This is a genomic window from Gemmatimonadota bacterium (genome assembly GCA_016714015.1).
Lineage (GTDB): Bacteria > Gemmatimonadota > Gemmatimonadetes > Gemmatimonadales > Gemmatimonadaceae > Pseudogemmatithrix.
Window position 1 is genome coordinate 117,385 of sequence record JADJNZ010000008.1, and the last position, 20,023, is coordinate 137,407.

14 protein-coding genes are annotated in these 20,023 nt (G+C 71.4%); 6 read left to right on the forward strand and 8 right to left on the reverse strand.

What is annotated here, in order from left to right; all coding sequences use genetic code 11:
* Positions 1-4 precede the first annotated feature (4 nt).
* The gene (ppk1, locus tag IPJ78_16445; GenBank protein MBK7908136.1) at positions 5-2,194 is read left to right on the forward strand and encodes a polyphosphate kinase 1; all 2,190 of its coding nucleotides are present in this window, start codon (positions 5-7) and stop codon (positions 2,192-2,194) included.
* A gap of 112 nt (positions 2,195-2,306) precedes the next feature.
* Positions 2,307-3,575, forward strand: a complete 1,269-nt coding sequence (locus tag IPJ78_16450) for a porin (GenBank protein MBK7908137.1) — start codon at positions 2,307-2,309, stop codon at positions 3,573-3,575.
* A gap of 29 nt (positions 3,576-3,604) precedes the next feature.
* Here IPJ78_16450 and IPJ78_16455 read toward each other — a convergent pair whose 3' ends face one another.
* The 8 genes from IPJ78_16455 to udk all read right to left on the reverse strand — a co-directional run bounded on the left by IPJ78_16455 (position 3,605) and on the right by udk (position 14,613).
* The gene (locus tag IPJ78_16455; GenBank protein MBK7908138.1) at positions 3,605-5,200 is read right to left on the reverse strand and encodes a Ppx/GppA family phosphatase; all 1,596 of its coding nucleotides are present in this window, start codon (positions 5,198-5,200) and stop codon (positions 3,605-3,607) included.
* Positions 5,200-6,312 (reverse strand): phosphate ABC transporter substrate-binding protein PstS, encoded by a 1,113-nt coding sequence (pstS, locus tag IPJ78_16460; protein ID MBK7908139.1) that lies wholly within the window; start codon positions 6,310-6,312, stop codon positions 5,200-5,202. Before pstS ends, IPJ78_16455 begins: the two co-directional genes overlap by 1 nt.
* Positions 6,313-6,322: 10 nt before the next feature.
* A complete protein-coding gene (locus tag IPJ78_16465; GenBank protein ID MBK7908140.1) occupies positions 6,323-6,961 on the reverse strand; it encodes a hypothetical protein in 639 nt (212 codons plus the stop codon).
* 73 nt (positions 6,962-7,034) lie between these two features.
* Positions 7,035-8,450, reverse strand: a complete 1,416-nt coding sequence (locus IPJ78_16470) for a hypothetical protein (protein ID MBK7908141.1) — start codon at positions 8,448-8,450, stop codon at positions 7,035-7,037.
* A gap of 148 nt (positions 8,451-8,598) precedes the next feature.
* Complete coding sequence (locus IPJ78_16475; protein MBK7908142.1) at positions 8,599-11,373, reverse strand: TonB-dependent receptor; 2,775 nt, start codon at positions 11,371-11,373, stop codon at positions 8,599-8,601.
* A 168-nt stretch (positions 11,374-11,541) separates the two neighbouring features.
* Positions 11,542-13,266 (reverse strand): HAMP domain-containing protein, encoded by a 1,725-nt coding sequence (locus IPJ78_16480; protein MBK7908143.1) that lies wholly within the window; start codon positions 13,264-13,266, stop codon positions 11,542-11,544.
* A 7-nt stretch (positions 13,267-13,273) separates the two neighbouring features.
* A complete protein-coding gene (locus IPJ78_16485) occupies positions 13,274-13,990 on the reverse strand; it encodes a response regulator (GenBank protein MBK7908144.1) in 717 nt (238 codons plus the stop codon).
* Entirely contained in the window at positions 13,987-14,613 is a 627-nt protein-coding gene (udk, locus tag IPJ78_16490) for a uridine kinase (protein MBK7908145.1), read from the reverse strand. The genes IPJ78_16485 and udk overlap by 4 nt, the downstream gene beginning before the upstream one ends.
* A 177-nt stretch (positions 14,614-14,790) precedes the next feature.
* Here udk and IPJ78_16495 point away from each other — a divergent pair, with 177 nt between their 5' ends.
* Genes IPJ78_16495 through IPJ78_16510 form a run of 4 tightly spaced genes read left to right on the forward strand, consistent with a single transcriptional unit; the run spans position 14,791 to position 20,022 of the window.
* The gene (locus IPJ78_16495) at positions 14,791-17,916 is read left to right on the forward strand and encodes a 5'-nucleotidase C-terminal domain-containing protein (protein MBK7908146.1); all 3,126 of its coding nucleotides are present in this window, start codon (positions 14,791-14,793) and stop codon (positions 17,914-17,916) included.
* Positions 17,913-18,152, forward strand: a complete 240-nt coding sequence (locus IPJ78_16500) for a (2Fe-2S)-binding protein (GenBank protein ID MBK7908147.1) — start codon at positions 17,913-17,915, stop codon at positions 18,150-18,152. The genes IPJ78_16495 and IPJ78_16500 overlap by 4 nt, the downstream gene beginning before the upstream one ends.
* Complete coding sequence (gene add / locus IPJ78_16505; GenBank protein MBK7908148.1) at positions 18,149-19,192, forward strand: adenosine deaminase; 1,044 nt, start codon at positions 18,149-18,151, stop codon at positions 19,190-19,192. The genes IPJ78_16500 and add overlap by 4 nt, the downstream gene beginning before the upstream one ends.
* Entirely contained in the window at positions 19,189-20,022 is an 834-nt protein-coding gene (locus IPJ78_16510; protein ID MBK7908149.1) for a purine-nucleoside phosphorylase, read from the forward strand. The genes add and IPJ78_16510 overlap by 4 nt, the downstream gene beginning before the upstream one ends.
* The last annotated feature ends 1 nt before the right edge of the window (position 20,023 follow it).

Consider the following 20,023-nt stretch of genomic DNA (forward strand, 5'->3'; position numbering starts at 1 on the left):
CCCGGTGCACGCGCTCGCCTCGAAGAACCCGGCATTCCTGAACCGCGAGCTGTCCTGGCTCGAGTTCAATGCGCGCGTGCTCCACGAGGCTGAGGACGAGCGCACGGCGCTGCTCGAGCGGGTGAAGTTCCTGTCGATCTTCAGCTCGAACCTCGACGAGTTCTTCATGGTGCGGGTCGCGGGGCTCCGGCGGCAGCTGGCCGCCGGAGTCCTGCAGACGGCCAGCGACGGGCTCTCGCCGGCCGAGCAGCTCGACCTGATCGATGCGCGGGTGCGCGCGCTGCTGGGCCGGCAACGCCATCTCCTGCACGAGGTGCTGCTGCCGCTGCTGCGCCGCGTCGGGGTCCGGATCCTCACGCCCGACGAGCTCGAGGGCGAGGAGCGTGCGCGCATCGACGAGTACTTCGATGCGCAGGTCTTCCCCGTGCTGACGCCGCTCGCGGTCGATCCCGGGCACCCGTTCCCCTACATCAGCAACCTGTCGCTGTCGCTCGCGGTGGAGTTGCGCGACCCGGAGCGCGGCGCGGTGCGCTTCGCGCGCGTGAAGGTGCCGAAGAGCCTTCCGCGCTGGGTGCCGACCGGCCGTCCGAACTCGTTCGTCCCACTCGAGGCGCTGATCCGGTCGCGCCTCGACGCGCTCTTCCCCGGCATGGACGTGCTCGGGAGCCACGGCTTCCGGCTCACGCGTTACTCCGACCTCGACATCCAGCACACCGAGGAGCCGGAGGACCTGCTCGCGATGATCGAGGAGCAGCTCTTCCAACGCCGCTTCGGTGAGGTGGTGCGCCTGGAGGTCGAGGAGGGGATGCCGCTCCACGTGCGGGAACTGCTCCTCGACGAGCTGCGGGCGAGCGAGGCGCCGGAGATGGCGCCCCTCTCGGATCGCGAGGTCTTCGCCCCCGGGCCGCTCCTCGACGTGAGCGACCTCATGGCGCTCGCGGGCACCGACCTGCCGGAGCACAAGGACCCGCCGCTCATCGCGGTGGTGCCGGCCGAGCTCCGTGATGCGAGCCGGTCGATCTTCGACGTGATCCGCGAGCGCGAGATCCTCGTCCACCATCCGTTCGACTCGTTCGGGGCGTCGGTCGAGACCTTCATCGAGTCGGCGGCGCGCGACGAGCACGTGCTGGCGATCAAGATGACGCTCTACCGCACGTCGGGTGACGGCGCGATCGTGCAGGCGCTCACCGAGGCGGCGCAACGCGGCAAGCAGGTGGCGGTGCTCGTCGAGCTGCAGGCGCGCTTCGACGAGATCAACAACATCGCGTGGGCGCGGACCCTCGAGTCGTTCGGCGTGCACGTGGTATACGGGCTCCCGGGCCTCAAGACGCACACCAAGACGGCGCTCGTGGTGCGGAAGGAGCCGGACGGCATCCGGCGGTACGTGCACATCGGGACCGGCAACTACAACACGCGCACCGCCCGCATCTACACCGACATCGGCCTGCTGACCTGCGACGAGGCGATCGGGTCGGACATCAGCGACCTGTTCAACTCGCTGACGGGCTACTCGCGCCGGGCGGAGTACCGGCGGCTGCTGGTGGCGCCGGTGAACATGCGGCGCCAGGTGCTGGGGCTGATCGACCGCGAGACGGCGCTGGCGATGGCGGGGCGGCCGGGGCGGATCATCGCGAAGATGAACGCGCTCGTGGATCCCGAGTGCATCGAGGCGTTGTACCGGGCGTCGTCGGCCGGGGTCGAGATCGACCTCGTCGTGCGCGGCATCTGCTGCCTGCGTCCCGGGGTGCCGGGGCTGTCGGACCGGGTCCGCGTGCAGAGCATCATCGGCCGCTTCCTGGAGCATTCCCGGATCTGGATGTTCGGAAACGACGGCACCCCGGAGTACTTCTTCGGGTCCGCCGACTGGATGCCGCGCAACTTCGATCGCCGCGTCGAAGTGGTGACGCCGGTGGCCAATCCGCACTTCCAGGAGCGGCTGCAGCAGGTGCTCGAGGTGTGCCTGGCGGACAATCGGCAGGCCTGGGACCTCCAGCCGGACGGGAGCTACATCCAGCGGCAGCCGGGCGAGGAAGGCGAGCGCGCCACGCACCGGATCCTGCTGCGCGACTCCTGGGGCACGCACCGGGACACGGCGGCGTGGCCCCTCCCGTCGAGTCCGCTCGCCAGCCCGAAGTCGGCCGGGCGCCCGCCGTCCTCGAGCATGGCGTTCCTGGCGATCACGGACGAGCCGTAGCCGGAGGCGGGTGAGCGAAAGGCGGGTGAGGACCGCCGAGTCCGGCCTGTCATTACACGACCGTTACAATCGGTCGTGGCCTAACATAAATGGATGTGAGAGATTCCACTCCATGTCCAGACTCGTGACGTACCTGTTGCCTGATCGTTGCATCGGGCACCGCTCGCTGGCCGGCCTCGCCGCCCTCCTCCTTGCCCTGTTCGCCGCCCCCGGCGACCTCCCTGGCCAGACCCCGGGCGCGCCATCTGCTGCGGCCGCCCCCAAGCCGACCGTCGAGTACGGCGACCGCGGGGTGGTCTTCAATGCCGCCGATGGGTTCAGCTACCTCATCCTGCGGTTCCGCGTGCAGCAGCTGGCCCAGCTCACGACGGTGAGCGACGACGACCTCGACATCGCGAGCGCGAATCTCGCGGTGCGCCGGATGCGGCTCCGGCTCGAGTCGGTCATGTGGGATCCGCGCCTCAAGGTGAACGTGCAGCTCTCGTTCACGCGCGGGGACCAGGACTTCGAGGCGTCGAACTTCCCGAACGTGCTCCGCGACGCGCACGTGACGTTCCAGGCGACCAAGCGGCTGGCGCTGATCGGCGGGCAGGGGAAGCTTCCCGGCAACCGGCAACGCGTGAACTCGTCCAGCGAGCTCCAGTTCGCCGATCGGTCGATCGTGAACGGGGCGTTCACGATCGATCGCGACGTCGGCCTCTTCGCCAACTACGTCAACATGGATGCCGCGCTCCCCTACGTGCTCCGCGGGGCGATCACCTCCGGCGAAGGGCGGAACCCCGCGGTCGGGAGCAACGGCCTCGCCTACACCGGACGTGTGGAACTGCTCCCCTTCGGTGCCTTCACCGGCGGTGGCGACTACTTCGAAGGCGATCTCCGCCGCGAGCCGAAGCCGAAGCTCAGCGTGGCGTTCGGCATGCAGCACAATGACCGGGCGGTGCGCACCGGCGGCCAGCTCGGCCGACCGCTCCTCGCGCCACGGAGCATGAACACCTACATCGCCGATGCGCTCTACAAGCATCGCGGGTTCGCGATCTCGGCCGAGGTGGCGCGGCGCACCGCGCCCGACCCGATCACGAGCGACGGCACCACGACCCGGTTCGTACTGACCGGCGACGGTGTGACGGCGCAGACGTCGTACCTCCTCAAGAACAACCTCGAGCCGGCGCTGCGCTTCTCGATCGTCACGCCGAACGGCGAGATCGCGGGGCTCACGGGGGCCGACCGGCAGCGGCAGGTCGGGCTCGGGTTCACACGCTACCTCAAGGGCCACAAGGTCAAGGTGCAGGGCGAGCTGCTGCACGATGACTTCCGGAATCAGGCGACCGGGGTTCGGCGCGGCTCGTGGGCGCTGCGGAGTTCGATGGAAGTGGGGATCTGAACGGAAGGCAGAAGGCGGAAGGCAGAACCCTACGGTAGGACGATCTGGCCGTCCGGGGCGACGACCTCGATCGGGGCGCCCGCCACTTCGCTCAGCAGTTCCGCCTTGCGGGCGGCGCCCCAGAGTTCGAGGCGCATCGGGTCGTTGGCGCGGCGCGGTGTGGGCGTGAGGCGCACGGCGCGCTCGAGCCACCGGACCTTCACCTTGTCGACGGCGCTGGCGTGCCCGCGATCGAGCCCGTCGGCGACGCGGAGCAGCGCGGCGAGCCGGCGCACCCGCTCGCGCGCTTCGCGGTCGAGCTCCCACCAGGCCTCGTGCTTCCGCTTGGGCACGCCGCCGCGGTGATACCGCGCCACGTGCGCGATCACGACCTGCTCCTCGGGGCCGATGCCGAGCAGGTCGGCATGCGTGATCAGGTGGAACGAGTGCTTGTGATGCTGCTCGTAGTTGATGTGGTAGCCCACATCGTGCAACAGCGCCGCGTCGGCGAGGGTCTGCCGCTCGGAGGGATCGCACCCGAGGCGCGCGCCCATCGCGTCGAAGAGCTGCAGGGCGAGCGACTGCACCTGCTTCGAGTGCGGCACCTCGTAATGACAGCGTTCGGCGAAGGCGAGCACGGAACGCGCGCGCGCCTCCCCCGGGTCGGCGATGACGGGGACCACCTTCGCGGTCTCGAGCAGCAGTCCCTCGCGGATGCCGAAGGCGGACGCGCTCAACTCGCGCGGTTCGACACGTGCGAGCACCTCGGCGGCGACCGCGAGGCCGGCGACGATGATGTCGGCGCGTCCGGCGTTGAGCCCCGGGACCTGCAGGCGTTCCTGCACCGACATCGTCGCGAGCTGTTCGAGGATATGCTCGACCTCGTGCCGCGGGATCCGCGTGCCGTGCACGCTGCGCACCTTCACGCCCTGACGCGCGAGGAACATGCCGGCGAGGTTCGTGAAGGTGCCGCCGGAGCCGATCACCTCGGCGCCGCGCCAGTCGCGGACGGGGAGGACCTCCTTGATCTGCGCGCGGACGTGCTTCCGGAGCTTCTTGACGCCCTTCGCGCCCGACCGTCCCTCGAGGAACTGCTCGGTGAGCCGGATCGCGCCGAACGGGAAGGTGATGAGGCGCTCGACGAGTCCTTCGGCGGCCAGGGCGAGTTCGAGCGAGCCGCCGCCGATGTCCATGACGACCGAGCGGCCGTGACCGAGCTCGAAATGCGCGAGGGCGGAGCGGAACGCGAGGCGGGCCTCCTCCTCGCCGATGAGCACGCGGGGCTTGAGGCCGGTCTCGCGGCGCACGCGCGTGAGGAAGGTCGGGCCGTTGCGCGCGTCGCGCACCGCGCTGGTGGCGACGACCTCGATCCGCTTGCACCCCTGCTGGCGCGCGAGCGTCGCCATGCGCGCGAGGGCCTCGATCGCCTCGTCCATGTGCTGCGCGTCGAGTTCGCCGGTGGCGCTGAGGCCGGCGCCGAGCCGCGGTGCGGCCTTCATCTCGTCGACGATGCGGATGGCGCCGTCAGGGAACACGTCGGCGACGATCTGCCGGATGGAATTCGATCCGATGTCGATCGCGGCGATGCGCCGATCGCGGTCCTCGCGGGCCGTACGATAGGGGCCGTCCTGCGCGCGCAGCGCCATCAGATGGTCCTCGGGGAGGGGCAGATGCCGGGGGTGAGCGCGTCGAGGCGTTCGACCTGTCGCCGCAGCTCGCTCCCCGGGAGCGGGGCGTAGCCGAGGGCGCGCGCGGAGTGCGCGCCCTCGCGGAGTGCCCACCGGGCGAAGGCGAGGAAGTGCGCACCGCGGGTGGAATCCCCGAGCGCGCGGTCGACGACGAGGCGCGTGATGGCTGCGACCGGATAGGCCGCCGCATCGCGCGCGCCGACGAGGCCGTGGAGGGTGTCGGCGCGCGCGCCGGTGAGGAGTTCGGCGGCGGTGCGGGCCAGCGAGAGCGAGTCGGGACGCACGTACGCGCCGGCGACATTGCGCAACGCGGCGGTCGCGAGGCGCGACTGCTGGGCGTAGGAGAGCTCGACGAACCCGAGGGCGCCCTCGGTCGCACGCACCTGGGCCGCGACCCCTTCGTTCCCCTCGACGCGCTCGCCAGCGGGCCAGTCGGTGCGCCCGGCTCCCGCGGCGTCCTCCTGCGCGGCGCGCCAGATGGCGGTCGTCGCGAGGTAGTCGGCGAACACCTCGCTGGTGCCGCTCGACCGCGCGCGCTGGATCACCCGGATGGGGATGGCCGGGAGCGCGAGCGACGGGTTGAGCGCGCGCAGCGCGGGGTCGTCCCATTGGGTGATGCGCCCGAGGTAGATGCCGGCGAGGGTGGGGGCGTCGAGGCGGACGGCGCTGAAGATGCGCGGGAGGTTCACGACGACGGCGATCGCGCCGATGACGGTGGGGATCTCGACGGGACCACAGCGAGCCCGGGCTCGCTCATCGGCGCGCAGGGGGCGGTCGATCGCGCCGAAGTCCATCTCCTCCTCGAAGAGCAGGCGGATCCCCTCGCCCGAGCCGACGGAGAAGTAGTTGATGCGGACGCCGGATGCATCGCGGTACTCGGCGAACCAGCGACGATAGAGCGGATACGGGAAGGTCGCGCCCGCCCCGACGAGGTCGATGCCGCCCGACGGCGGCGGCGGTGGCGCGGGGCGCGTGCGGATCCACTCCATCCCGGCGGCGAATCCCCCGAGCACCCCGATCCAGATGAGCACGGCCGCGCGCAGCCACGTCAGGGATCGAGGTCCGGTCATCAGGGCGGGGTCAGAGGTCGTTGGCGTACGACAGGAACTTGTAGCGCCCGTCGCGCTTGAGCAACGCGCCGAAGAGCTGCATCTCGCGTTCGGCCGAGTCCGGCACCGCGAACCTCACGCGGCAGCCGCGGAGGATCGCGTTCGGCCCCTCCTGCTCTGCGGAGTCCGGACAGGTCACGGCCTCGACGCGGAGGGCGCGACCACCGTAGCGCGAGAGGAGCCGGCCGGCGCCCTTGTCGCTCGCGGCGACGAGGGTGAACCAGACGAGCTCCGGTCCCAGCTCATACGGCGGACGGACGTACTTCGTGTTCGGATAGTAGAGCCAGCCGAACTCCGCCTTGCTCACGGCGAGACCGCGCACCGCGGCGGTGTCGTGCGCTGCGAGGGCACGCGACAGCGCGCGCGCGAGGGTGAGCGGCGAGTCGGCACCGCCCTCGAGCACGGCGGGCGTGTCCGACACCGTCGCGCGGAAGCGCGCGAGCAGGGTGGGGATGGGGAGCGCCGAGTCGACGACACCAGCGGCGGGCGTCGGCGGCTCGGCGCGTGGGGCCGGATCGCACGCTGCGACGCCGACCGTGACGACCGCGGTGAGCACGAGTCGATGCGCCGCGGACGCGGCGCGGAGGATGGAGCGCGAGAGGGTTCGCATCGGCGGAGGAGAGGACGCACGAGGGGCCGGGGCTCGGCGAACGAGCCCCGGCCCCTCGGGTCAATCTAGGGGATCAGTTGATGGCGTAGTTGGTCCACCCGAGCCACCACTTCGTGCCGCTGGGGGCGGCCGCGCCGCGGTAGGCCGTGCCGGTCACGAAGGTGCCGGCGGCGGTGGCGAGGTTGCCGCTGAAGGTGGTGAGCCCGCCGGTCGCGATGGGCGAACCGGCGGCCGGCGCCCAGTCGAACGAGGTCGCGGACGTGGCCGGCATGGTGAAGGTGGTGAAGAGGCTCGCGGTGGTGGCCGCGGCGTCGCGCGTGATGTTCCGCGCCACCGAGTCGGTCATGACCCAGCCGCCGGAGGCGGTGGTGAAGATCGACGGCGTCTGCGCGATGAAGACGTTGCGCACGTCGAGCACGCCGTCGGTGTAGCGGACCTTCGTGGTGGTCGAGTCGCGGAGGCCGAACGCGCCCTTGGGCCAGCGTGCCATCGCGCCGTTCACGTAGTAGCCGCCGGTGCCGCGGCGGAGGATCGCGCCGTAGCCGCCGTTGGTCGCATCGACCCCGGTGCCGCTGCCGGTGCCGACGAGCGTGAAGTTCGCGACGACCGGCGCCGTGAACGGCGTCGAGTTCTGGCCGGAGGCGCAGCCGGTGCCGTTGCACCCGTCGTTCTCGATGCCCTGCGGGTCGCTGGAGGTGTTGCCGGCGCCGGCGCGCGGCACCACGAGGGCGCTCTGGTACGCGATCAGGTACTGCAGGCGTCCGACGTAGCCCTCGGACATGTCGAAGTGGTCGTCACCCGACTCGTACGAGACGAGGTAGCGGCCGTCGACCGCGCCACCGAAGAACTCGAACGAGTCGTCGAGGCCGTAGAGCGACTGGACGTACTCGAGCGTGGTCCCGCTGCCGACCGCGGCGAGGGTGAGCGTGTTGAGCTCGGCGTCGGTCGCGGTCGCGTACCCGGCGAACTCGATCCGCACGTAGCGGAGGGTGCCGCTGTTGTCGGCGTTGTTGTTGCCGCCGCTGTACTCCTGCGATGGGTTCGAGGCGCCGGTGCCGGTGCCCTCGAGGATGACGGGGGCCACGCGGTTGATCACGCCGTTGCCGATGATGATCAGGCCGCCCCAGTCGCCGGCCTGCCGCTGCCCGACCGGGCGCGACGAGGTGAAGACGATCGGCTCGGCGGCGGTGCCGTTGGCGACGATGCGCGCGCCGCGCGTGATGAAGAGCGACGAGCCGACGGTGGCGAAGTCGCCCTGGATGACCGTGCCGGGCTGGATGGTGAGCGTCGCGCCGTTGGTCACCTGGATGAAGCCTTGCAGCGTGTAGAGCGTGTCCTTGTAGAGCGTGCGGTTGACCGTGATGTTGGTCGTGAGCGTCGCGTTGCCCGGCGGGATGACGCCGGTGCCGCCACCATCCTCATTGTTGCAGGCCGCGAGCGTGAGGGCGGCGAGGGCCGCGACGAGGATGCGTCCGTTCGGTCGGAGCATTGGGGAGTCCAGTTGGTGAGGAACGATCGGGAAGGGACACGACGCGCGTGTCACGCGTCATGCCGAACGAAAACGCCGCCGTGTCTCCACACGGCGGCGTTCTCGTCACGGCTCGGTCACGTCCGGCGTCGCGCGCCGGCGCGTCATGCTACGGGCGCCAGCTCAACCCGACGGTGAGGCCGCGGCCGAGGCGGTAGCTCTCGCGCGTCACGGGACCCTGGAGCCAGCGGTACGGGGCGTCGAGGAGGTTGCGGGCATCGACGCGCGCCGAGACGCGCTCGCTGACCGGGAAGCGCAGCGACAGGTCGACGACATGGCGCTCCATCTCCTTCACGTCCGGGAGGGGCACCTCGCCCGCCTCGGTGATCCGCGCGCCGACGACGTTGTAGAGCAGCGTGGCGCTCGAGGCGCCGCTGTTGCTCGTCCAGGTGAGGCCGGTGTTGAACATGTACGGCGCCTGGCCCACCATCGGCCGCTGGCTGTTCGTCACGGCGATCGACTGGCCGGCGAGGCGGATGTCGCTCGCCATGAAGGTCGCGTTGGCCGAGAGGGAGAGGTTCGACAGCGCGGCGGCGATGAAGTCGAGCGACTTCCGCCCCTCGAGCTCGATGCCGTAGTTGTCGGCGCCGGCGGCGTTCACGAAGGTGATGATGCGGGTGCCCGACGAGCCGCGGTAGACGCGCTCGATGGGGTTGGTGAAGCGCTTGGCGAAGAGGCCGACGCTCAGCACCTCACCGGCGCCCGGGTACCACTCCCAGCGGAAGTCGTAGTTCTGGATGAGCGCGCGCTGGAGGTCGGGATTGCCGAGCACGTTGTCGAAGCCCATGACCTCGCGGTACTGGATGGGCGCGAGCTCGCGGTACTCGGGGCGCGACACGGTCTGCGACGCCGAGACGCGGAGGTTCATCGTCTCGGTCGGGCGGAACGTGAGCGCGATCGCGGGGAGGACGTCGGTGAAGACGGGGTTGGTGGAGGTCGTCGCGCCGATGGTCGGGACGGCCTTCACGAGCACGTCGGAGTACTCGACACGGGCGCCGGTGATGAGCTGCCAGCGCGGGCCGAACTCCTTCTCGACCATGCCGAAGCCGGCGACGGTGTAGTCGCTCGCCGCGTACGCGCCGCCGACGCCGATCGGCGTCACGCGCCAGACGTTGTCGCCGGCGCCGGTGTAGCGGCCGTCGAAGATCGACTCGGGGGAGAGCTCGCGGTCGGCCTGCGGGATGGTCGTCGCGTTGATGCTGTACGCGTAGCTGTCGGCGTTGCGCGTGCCGTGACGGCCGAGGCCGCCGACCTTGATCGCGAGCGAACGGCCGATGTCGCCGAACTGGATGCGATAGTGGCCGCGCGCCTCGTAGGCGTTCTCGGTGAGCTCGCTGAAGGTGCGGACGGCGCCCTCATTGGACGACGCGAACCACTGCGGGGCCATCGGCGCGCCGGTGGTCGGGTCGGTGAAGGTCGCCTGCACGAACTCAGAGCGATCCGGCTCGGCGCGCGACACGCCCGAGGCGGTGACGGCGAGCTCGAGCTTCTGGCTGGCGGTCAGGTCGGACTGCAGGAGGAGCTGCGTCGAGTAGAGCGACCGCTCGATGTACTTCTGGCGGGCGATCGTGAACGGGACGCCGATGTTCTCGGAGAGGCCCGTCTCGCGGCGCGCCTCGGAGTCCATCGTGCGGTTGTAGGTGTTGTTGAGCGCCAGGCGGGTGCGCGAGCCGAGGAGCGTGCTGAAGTTCGCGAGGCCGCCCCAGAGGACGCTCGCCTTGCCGCTCTCGCCCTCGTACCGGTCCACCTCGGACGCCGTCGAGCCGTTCTGCGCGAGCGCGAGCGCGCGCACCTGGCCGAGGCGTGCTTCCTGCGTGTACGAGTAGGTGCCCGACACGAGGTAGCCGATCCGCTGGCCGAACACCGGGTCGTTGCCGCCCACCGAGATTGAGGTCGAGCCGTTCAGGCCGCCTTCCTGCGAGCGCGGGGTCCACGAGTTGCGGAACTCGGAGACCATCCGGTTGAAGTCCTGCTGGCCCGGGAACGAGTTGGCGAAGTTGCCGAAGCGCTGGATGAAGCCGGGGAGCGCGCGCGAGGCGGCGCCGACCGCGAGCAGGTCACCGCTCGCGAGGCTGGGCATGAGGACCTTGCGGCCGAGGACCGCATCGGTGCCGCCGGTGCTGGTGCTCATCGCCCAGGTGCGCTGCGCGGGGAACTCCTTCGTCTGGATGTCGACCTGCGCGCCGGAGAAGTCGCCGGGCTGGTCGGGGGTGAAGGTCTTCACCGTCGTGATGGTCTGCAGCAGGCCCGTCGGGAAGAGGTCGAGCGGGACGACCTTCTTCTCCGGCTCCGGGCTGGGGATGCGCGCGCCGTTGAGCGAGGTCTGCGTGTAGCGATCGCCGAGGCCGCGGACGAAGACGTACTTGCCGTCCTGCACGCTCACGCCGGAGACGCGACCGACCGCCTGCGCGGCGTCGCCGTCGGGGCTCTTGGCGATCTGCTCGGAGGTGATGCTGGAGACGACATTGACCGAGTTCTTCTGCGCGTCGAGCGCCGAGCCGACCGAGCCGCGCTCGGCGTCGGCGGTGACGACCTGCGCGGTGAGCTGGACGCTCGCGGCCGCGAGCGAGACATCCTGCTGGAGCGTCTTGCCGCCCTCGAGGAAGAGGCCGGTGATGGTCTTCGGCGCATAGCCGATGCGGCGCACCTGGATCGTCACGGTGCCAGCCGGCACGTTCACGATCGTGAAGCGGCCGTCGACGCCGGACATCGTGCCGATGCTCGTGCCGACCACCTGCACGCCGGCATCGGAGAGGCCGGCGCCGGACCCGGCGTCGATCACGCGGCCGACGATGCGACCGACGGTGGGCGCCTGCGCGCCAGCCTGGGCCGGCAGCACGAGCGCGAGGAGGAACAGCGGGAGCAGCGTCAGGACACGGCGCATGGGCGTCTCGTGGATTGGGCGGATCGGGGTGGAGCGCGAGGTCCACCCTCGGACCGCAGGGGGACGCACCAAAGCTCCCACGGCCCGGTACCGGGCAACGCACGGAACGGCAACAGATCTGTAACGGCGAATGTCACGACGGCCTGCCGTACTGCCACCCCCGGCGGATCAGGCGCTCGGCGCGCGCTCCGCGGCGGGGAAGAGGGCCGTGATGCTCGAGCCCACCCCCACCTCGCTCTCGGCCCGCACGCGGCCGCCGTGCGCTTCGACGAGGTGCTTCACGATCGCCAGCCCGAGCCCCGTCCCACCCTGCTCGCGCGAGCGCCCCGGATCCACGCGGTAGAAGCGCTCGAAGATGCGCGGCAGGTGCTCCGGCGCGATCCCGACCCCGGTGTCCCGGACCCCCACGAGCACGCCGCGCTCGTGCCGCTTGGAGAAGAGCACCACGCCACCGGTCGCGGTGTGGCGCACCGCATTGTCCACGAGGTTGCCGAGCACCTGGCGGAGCGCGGTCGCGTCGGCGTAGGCCGCGCGCGCATCAGGGGCGATGTCGGTCGCGAGCGACAGGCCCTTGAGCTCCGCCGCGTCGCGTGCCGCGGCGAGCACGTCGCCGGCGACCTCGCCGAGCGCGATCTCGACCGGGTTGGGGACCCACCCCCCCGACTCGATGCGCGACAGATCGAGGAGGTCATCGACGATGCGCTGCATGCGGTGCGTGTTCCCGAGGATCCGCTGGGCGAAGCCCTGGCGCGCCTCGAACGGGACGTCATCGTGCGCCAGCGTCTCGGCGAAGCCGCCCACGATGGTGAGCGGAGTGCGCAGTTCATGCGAGACGTTCGCGACGAAGTCGCGGCGGACCGCCTCGAGCCGCCGCACCCGCGTGAGATCGAACAGCGCGAGCACGGCCCCCCCTTCGGCGAGCGGTCGCGCGGTGACGTTCAGCGTGCGGCCCGAGATGACGACCTCGGCGCCCTCCGTCGTCTCGCCGGCGAAGGCCGCGACGAGCGCATCGCGCAACGCGGTCTCGCGCGGGAGGAGATCGACCGGGAAGGGCAGCGGGGCGCGGGCGCCGAGCAGGCGTCGCGCGGTCTCGTTGATGCGCACGACCCGCTGGGCCGTGTCGACCGCGATCACGCCTTCATTGAGCGACTCGGTGAGCTGCAGCAGCAACGTCTCGTCGGCCTCGAGGGCGCGCAGGCGCGCCGAGAGCTGCTCGGCGAGTTCGCGGAGCGCGACGGCGAGTTCGCCGACCTCGCCCGGCGCCCGCAGCGTGGGGCGGCGGGCCAGATCGCCGTCAGCGAGCGCGCGCGCGACGTCGCGGAGCTCCTCGACGGGGCGCGAGACGGAACGCGAGAAGAGGAACGCGATCCCGAGCGCGCCGAGGAGGGCGAGGAGGGCGGCGGTCCCGACGTCGACGCGCGCCGCACGGATCACCTGGTCGAGGCTCTCGGTGGGGAGCGAGACGCGGGCCACCCCGCGTCCGTCCACGGGGACGGCGACGTAGAGCTCCTCGTCGCCGGTGGACGGCGAGGGTCGCCGCGACGTGCCGACCGTGCCGCCCATCGCGGCGGCGACCTCCGGTCGGGTCGCGTGATTCTGCAACCCGGTGAGGCCCGGACCGTCGAACTCGGAGTCCCCGATGACCACGCCGTCGTGACCGACGAGCGTGACGCGCTTGCCGAGCGCGGCGCCGGCCCGGTCGGCGAGCGAGTCGGGGAAGGCCGCGTCGCGTTGCCAGAGCTGCCCGACGAGCCGCGCGTCGCGCGAGAGGAAGTTGGTCGCGTCGTCGCTCAGGCGCGCCCCGAGCTGCCGGTCGACCACCGCGATGATCGCGATGGCGAGGAAGCCGACGACGAGGAGTGCGCCGAGGAGGAGGCGCTGGGTCAGCCGCACGGCGGGCTCAGGCCTCGCGCGCGCCGGGAGCCTTCAGGCGATAGCCGAAGCCGCGGACCGTCTCGATGAGGTCACCGGCGGGATGCAGCTTGGTGCGCAGGCGCTGGACGTGCATGTCCACGGTGCGCGTCTGGATGTCCGGCGCGGCATCCCAGACGGTCTCGAGCAGCTGCGCGCGCCCCTGCACGCGGCCGCGCCGCTCGGCGAGGGTCAGCAGCAGCTTGTACTCGGTCGGCGTGAGCTCGATCTCGTGGCCGTTAACGGTCACGCGGTGCGCCGAGCGGTCGACGCGGATGGGACCGATCGCGAGCACGTCGGACACCTCGCCGCTCGAGGCCACGCGGCGGAGAATCGCGCCTACACGCAGCACGAGTTCCTGCGGGCTGAACGGCTTGGTGAGGTAATCGTCGGCGCCGAGCTCGAGGCCGCGGATGCGGTCGGGCTCCTCCTTGCGCGCCGTGAGCATGAGGACCGCGATCCCGGCCGTGGACTCCTCCTCGCGGAGCTTCGCGAGGACCTCGAACCCCGACATGCCCGGGAGCATGAGGTCCAGCACGATCAGCGACGGCCGATCGCGCTTGGCGAGCGCGAGGGCGTCGGTGCCGGTGGCGGCCGACGAGACGCGATACCCCGACTTGGCGAGGTGGTAGACGACGAGGGCGACGATATCGGGTTCGTCGTCGACGACGAGGATGCGTTCTCCGCCGGACGCGGGTGCGGTCACACGGGACTCCCGGCGAGGCGCCGCGAGATGGAAGCGAGCAGGAGGTCGATGGCGACGGTGTTCTCGCCGCCGCGGGGGATGACGAGGTCGGCGTAGCGCTTGCTGGGTTCGACGAACTGCAGGTGCATGGGCTGCACCGTGGTGAGGTACTGGTCGAGGATCTCGTCGAGGGGGCGTCCGCGCACCGCCATGTCACGGCGGATGCGGCGGATGAGCCGGATGTCGGCGTCGGTGTCGACGAAGACCTTCACGTCACAGACGCGGCGCACGCGCTCGTCCACGAGGAGGAGGATGCCGTCGATCACGATGACGTCGGCCGAGTCGATGCGCACCGTCTCCGGCGCGCGCGCGTGATGCACGAAGTCGTAGACCGGCTTGTCGATCGATTCGCCGCGGCCGAGCCGCTCGAGATGGTCGGCGAGGAGGGCGGTGTCGAAGGCGTCGGGGTGGTCCCAGTTCACGCGACGCCGCTCCTCCATGGAGAGGTGGCGATGGTCGCGGTAGTACGCATCCATGTCGATGAAGGCGACCTGCGACCCCGGCAGCGACTCGGCGACACGACGGGCGACGGTGGATTTGCCGGAGCCGGTGCCCCCGGCGATGCCGATGATCAGCGGTTTCATCGTGGGTCGAGTCGGGAGCGGAGCACGCGGGGAAGTTGAGGCGGACCGGTGCGCGCGTGCAGTCCCGGACCGGTCACGGTCCTGTATCATCGACTCCTGAAGTCTGGGGGTGCGGGAGAGGGGGGTCAACACGGCCGCCCTCCACCTAAGGCCATGCCGGGACTAGCTTTCTGCATGGTGACCATGCCGCGCCGGCCGCTTCTGGCCCTGCTCGCCGCGACGCTCTCGCTCGCCGCGCCGTTCGCCGCCCCGCTCCGGGCTCAGACGCGCGCCCAGACGCGCCTCGATCTGCTCGTCGCCGCGACCACCGATGTCCACGGCCGCCTCCGCGGCTGGGACTACTACGCGGACGCCGAGGACCCGGTCCGGGGGCTCTCCCGCGCGGGGACGATCATCGATTCGCTCCGGAAGGCGGCGCCCGGCCGCGTGGTGCTCGTCGATGCGGGGGACCTGCTCCAAGGCAATCCGATGACCTACGTGGCGGCACGGGTCGATTCGCTCGCGCCGCATCCGGTGGTCGCGGCGATGAACGTGCTCCGCTACGACGCCGCCGCGCTCGGCAACCACGAATTCAACTACGGGCTCCCGATCCTCGACCGCGCGACGCGCCAGGCGCGGTTCCCGTTCCTCGCGGCCAACACCGAGCGGCTCGACGGCGGCCGGGTGTACGCGCCGTGGACGATGGTCACCCGCAAGGGCGTGAAGGTCGCGATCATCGGCGTGACGACCCCCGGCGCGATGGTGTGGGACCGGGACAACCTCCGGGGCCGGCTGCGGGTGCATGACATCGTGTCCTCCCTCCCGGCGCAGGTCGCGGCGGTGCGCCGCGCCGGCGCGGACCTCGTCGTGGTCGTCGCGCACTCGGGGCTGGGTGGCGAGAACTCGTACGACGCGGCGGGGAACGGCCTGGGGGACGAGAACGCGATGGCGCGGGTCGCGCGCGAGGTCGCCGGTGTGGATCTCATCGTCGTCGGGCACTCGCACCGTGAGGTGGCCGACACGACCATCAACGGCGTGCTCATCGTGCAGCCGCGGAACTGGGCGACGAGCGTCTCGGTGTCGACGATCGGGCTCGAGCGGCGCGACGGGCGCTGGCAGGTCGCGGCGAAGCGCGGCGCGCTGGTGCAGGCCCGCGGGCACGCCGAGCACGCCGGGGTGGTGCGGGCGGTGGCGCGGGCGCATGCCGCCGCACTCCGGCACTCCAACGAGGTGATCGGGCGCACGACGGTCGCCTGGCGCACCGATTCGGCGCGCGTGCGGGACATGGCGCTGATCGACCTGATCCAGTCGGCGCAGATGCGCGCGACCAAGGCCGACCTCTCGGTCGCGTCGGCGTTCACGCTCGACGCCACGCTGGAGCCGGGGCCGATCACGGTCCGGCAGATCGCCCAGCTCTATCCGTACGAGAACTCCCTCCGCGCGGTCCGGCTCACCGGGGCGCAGGTGCGCGCCTTCCTCGAGCACAGCGCGCGCTTCTGGCTCGTCGAACCGGACGGCCGCGGAGGCCTCCGGTCGCGGCCCGATCCGCGGATCCCCGGTTACAACTTCGACATCCTCGCCGGCGCGGACTACGATCTCGACCTCTCGCGGCCGATGGGTGCGCGCGTGACGCGCCTCGAGTACCGCGGCAAGCCGATGGTCGAGACCGACAGCTTCACCGTCGCGGTGAACAACTACCGGGCGGGCGGGGCGGGCGGCTATACCATGTTCACCGCTGCGCCGGTGGTGTTCGAGTCCCCCACCGAGATCCGCGACCTGCTCATCGAGGAGGTCCGGCGTCGCGGGACCATCGAGCCGGCGGACGTGTTCGCGCCCAACTGGCGTCTTTTGCGGCCGCGGCGCACGCTCCGCGTGATCGCGTTCAACGACTTCCACGGCGCGCTGGAGAAGCGGCCCGACGGCAACGCGGGCAATCGTGGTGGTGCGGCCGAGCTCGGGGCGATGATCGCGCGCGCGCGCGCCGAGTGCGCGCCGACCTGTGTGCCGATCGTCCTGCACGGCGGCGACCTCTTCCAGGGGACGCCGGCGTCGAACCTCGCGTTCGGGCGCACGGTGGTGCCGGTGCTCGACGCGTTCGGCGTGATGGCGGGCGCGATGGGCAATCATGAGTTCGACTGGACGCAGGACACGCTGCGCGCCCGGATGGCGGAGCTGCACTCGCCGATCCTCGGCGCCAACGTCACCTACGCCGACGGCCGCGACGTGCCGTGGATCCCCGACGACACGCTGCTCACGGTCGAGGGCGCGCGGATCGGCGTGATCGGCATCGCCGACCCGGAGACGCCGACGACGACGATGCCCAAGCACGTGGCGGACCTGCGCTTCGTCGACCCGGCGCCGGTGATCCGGCAGCGCGCGGCGGCGCTCCGCGCCCGCGGCGCGGAGCTGGTGATCGTCGTCGCGCACATGGGCGGGTTCTGCGACCGCGCCGATCCCGACAAGTGCACGGGGGACATCTTCGACCTCGCGCGCGCCCTCTCGCCAGACGACGTGCAGGCGATCGTGAGCGGACACACGCACTCGCCGGTCGGGACGGTCGTCAACAACATCCCCATCGTGCAGGCCCGCTCGAGCGCTCGCGCGCTCGGCGTGATCGACCTGCCGCTGGGCTGGGCCGCCTCGCACGCCGGGCGCCCCAGCCTCTGGTCGGTCACGAGCGACAGCATCACGCCCGATCCGGCCGTCGCGGCGCTCGTGCGCCAGGCGATGGCCTCGGTGGCCGACCGCATCTCGGCGAAGGTGGTGGACCTCGACGCACCGCTGCCGCGCGAAGGGAACCAGTACGCGCTCGGGAACCTGATCGCCGACGCGCAGCGGATCGCGGGGCGCGGCGACATCGGCGTGATGAACAACGGCGGCATTCGCACCGGGGTGCGCGCGGGCACCGTGACCTGGGGCGACCTCTACGAGGTGCAGCCGTTCGGCAACCGCCTCGTCGCGGTGACCATCAAGGGGGACGCTCTCCGGCGCTACCTCGAGGCGCTGGTGGACAGCGACTCGCCTCGGTATCACGTGAGCGGCGTGCGGATGGAGTTCGATCCGACCGCCCCGCGCGGCCAGCGGTTGCGGCAGGTGACGCTCTCCGACCGGTCGCGGCTCGATGACCGGAAGAAGTACCGCGTGATCATGACCGACTTCATGGCCTCGGGCGGCGACGGCGCGCAGCTGGCGCGCGACGCGGTGATCGAGGAACTCAACCGCCTGGACCTCGACGTCCTGGTGGACCACCTGCGGGCCACGCCCGGCGGCCGCTTCACGCCGACCGACGCGCTGAAGGCGCCGCGCATCACGACCATCCGATGACCGAATCCTTGCGCGTCTTCGTCAACGGCGCGGGCGTCTCCGTGCCCCCCGGCAGCACCGTCCTCGACGCGGTGCTCGCCGCCGACCCCGCCGCCGCCGACGCGGTGCGCGGCGGCACGCGCGCCGTCGCCGACAGTCGAGGCATCGTCGTCCCGCCCGAGACCGTCGTCTCGGGGGGCTACGTCATGCGCCTCGTCTCCGCCCGGCAGAAGGCCGACGCCGCCGACGTGGAATGACGCGCGTCACGAGTGAGCTGATCCGCCGCATCCCCAAGGCGGAGCTGCACTGCCATCTCGACGGCTCGGTGCGGCCGGCGACGCTGCTCGACCTCGCGCGCGACCAGCGCAAGCGGATGCCCCGCGACGACGCCGACGCCCTCGCCGAGTTCATGCGCGTGGACGATGCGCGCAACCTCGAGGAGTACCTCGAGCGCTTCAGCATCACGCTCTCGGTGATGCAGCAGGCCGAGGCGATGGAGCGGATCGCGTACGAGCTCGCGGAGGACGCGGCGAAGGAGGGGATCCGCTACCTCGAGACGCGCTATGCGCCGATCCTCAACATCCACGAGGGGCTCTCGCTCGAGGCGGTCGTGGAAGCGTCGCTGCGCGGCCTCGCGCGCGCCGAGCGCGAGCACGGCATCGTCTCGAAGCTCGTCATCTGCGCCATCCGCAACATGCCGCCGACCGCGTCGCTCGAGCTCGCCTGGCTCGCGGTGGACTTCAAGGGTGAAGGGGTCGTGGGCTTCGACCTCGCCGGCGGCGAGATCGGCAATCCGGCCTCGGCGCACGCGCAGGCCTTCCTGCATTGCGAGGAGAACGGCCTCCCCTGTACCTGCCACGCGGGCGAAGGCGACGGCGCGGGCTCGATCGCGCAGGCGATGCACACCTGCCACGCGCACCGGATCGGCCACGGCACGCACCTCATCGATGACCCGGCGCTCATGGCCGAGGCGAAGGCGAGCGGCGTCGCGATCGAGTGCTGCCTCACGAGCAACGTGCAGACGCGGGCCACGGCGTCCTATGACACGCATCCGCTCCGGCAGTACTTCGACGCGGGACTGCAGGTGTCGATCAACACCGACAACCGCTTGATGAGCGGGACCGACCTCGTCACCGAGTACGGCCTCGCGGCGAAGCACCTCGGGTTCACGTTCGACGAACTGCTGCGCCTCGCGCGGCAGGGCTTCACGAACGGCTTCCTTCCCGACGCCGAGAAGCAGGCGCTGCTCGCGCGGGTGGACGCCGACATCGCCGCGTTGCGGCGGGAGGTCCGATGACCGGTGCGTCCTCGCATGGGCAGGACGACGCGGCGCGCGCCGCTGCCGCGGTGCGCGAGCGGCTCGGCGTGCGCACGCCGGCGGCGGCGATCGTCCTCGGCTCCGGGCTCGGCGCGCTCGCCGACCGCGTGACCGACGCGACGCGCGTGCCGTACGCGGAGATCCCCGGCTTCCATGCGCCGAAGGTCGAAGGGCATCGCGGTGAGCTCATCCGCGGGATGCTCGGCGGGCGCGAGGTGCTGCTGCTCGCCGGGCGCTTCCATATGTACGAGGGCCACGACGCGCGCGAGGCGGCGTTCCCGGTGCGCGTCGTGCACGCGCTCGGCGCCAAGGTGCTGTTCGTCTCGAACGCGGCGGGTGGCATCCGGCGCACCTTCCGCCCGGGCGACCTGATGCTCATCGCCGATCACCTCAACCTGATGTTCCGCAATCCGCTCATCGGGCCGGCGGAGCCGGGCGAGACGCGCTTCCCCGACATGAGCGCACCGTGGAGCCCGCGGCTCGGCACACTGCTGGAGTCGGCCGCCCGCACCGAGGGGATCGCGCTGCAGCGCGGCGTGTACGCCGGGCTGCTGGGCCCGACCTACGAGACGCCGGCCGAGATCCGCATGCTGGAGCGGATGGGCGCCGACGCGGTGGGGATGAGCACGGTGCCCGAGGTGATCGTCGGGCGCGCGCTGGGGATGGAGGTCGCGGGGATCTCGCTGATCACGAACCCGGCGGCGGGGATCTCGCCGACGCCGCTGAACCACGCCGAAGTGGTGGAGGTCGGCGCGCAGGCGTCGCGCGCGTTCAGCGGATTGGTGGAGCGCTGGGTCGGGCTGCTGTAGC

What these genes read in the sequence shown, in the direction of transcription:
- IPJ78_16450 (MBK7908137.1), top strand. Translation starts at nt 2,307, where the DNA reads ATGTCCAGACTCGTGACGTACCTGTTGCCTGATCGTTGCATCGGGCAC.
- IPJ78_16455 (MBK7908138.1), bottom strand. Translation starts at nt 5,200, where the DNA reads ATGGCGCTGCGCGCGCAGGACGGCCCCTATCGTACGGCCCGCGAGGAC.
- pstS (MBK7908139.1), bottom strand. Translation starts at nt 6,312, where the DNA reads ATGACCGGACCTCGATCCCTGACGTGGCTGCGCGCGGCCGTGCTCATC.
- IPJ78_16465 (MBK7908140.1), bottom strand. Translation starts at nt 6,961, where the DNA reads ATGCGAACCCTCTCGCGCTCCATCCTCCGCGCCGCGTCCGCGGCGCAT.
- IPJ78_16470 (MBK7908141.1), bottom strand. Translation starts at nt 8,450, where the DNA reads ATGCTCCGACCGAACGGACGCATCCTCGTCGCGGCCCTCGCCGCCCTC.
- IPJ78_16475 (MBK7908142.1), bottom strand. Translation starts at nt 11,373, where the DNA reads ATGCGCCGTGTCCTGACGCTGCTCCCGCTGTTCCTCCTCGCGCTCGTG.
- udk (MBK7908145.1), bottom strand. Translation starts at nt 14,613, where the DNA reads ATGAAACCGCTGATCATCGGCATCGCCGGGGGCACCGGCTCCGGCAAA.
- IPJ78_16500 (MBK7908147.1), top strand. Translation starts at nt 17,913, where the DNA reads ATGACCGAATCCTTGCGCGTCTTCGTCAACGGCGCGGGCGTCTCCGTG.
- add (MBK7908148.1), top strand. Translation starts at nt 18,149, where the DNA reads ATGACGCGCGTCACGAGTGAGCTGATCCGCCGCATCCCCAAGGCGGAG.
- IPJ78_16510 (MBK7908149.1), top strand. Translation starts at nt 19,189, where the DNA reads ATGACCGGTGCGTCCTCGCATGGGCAGGACGACGCGGCGCGCGCCGCT.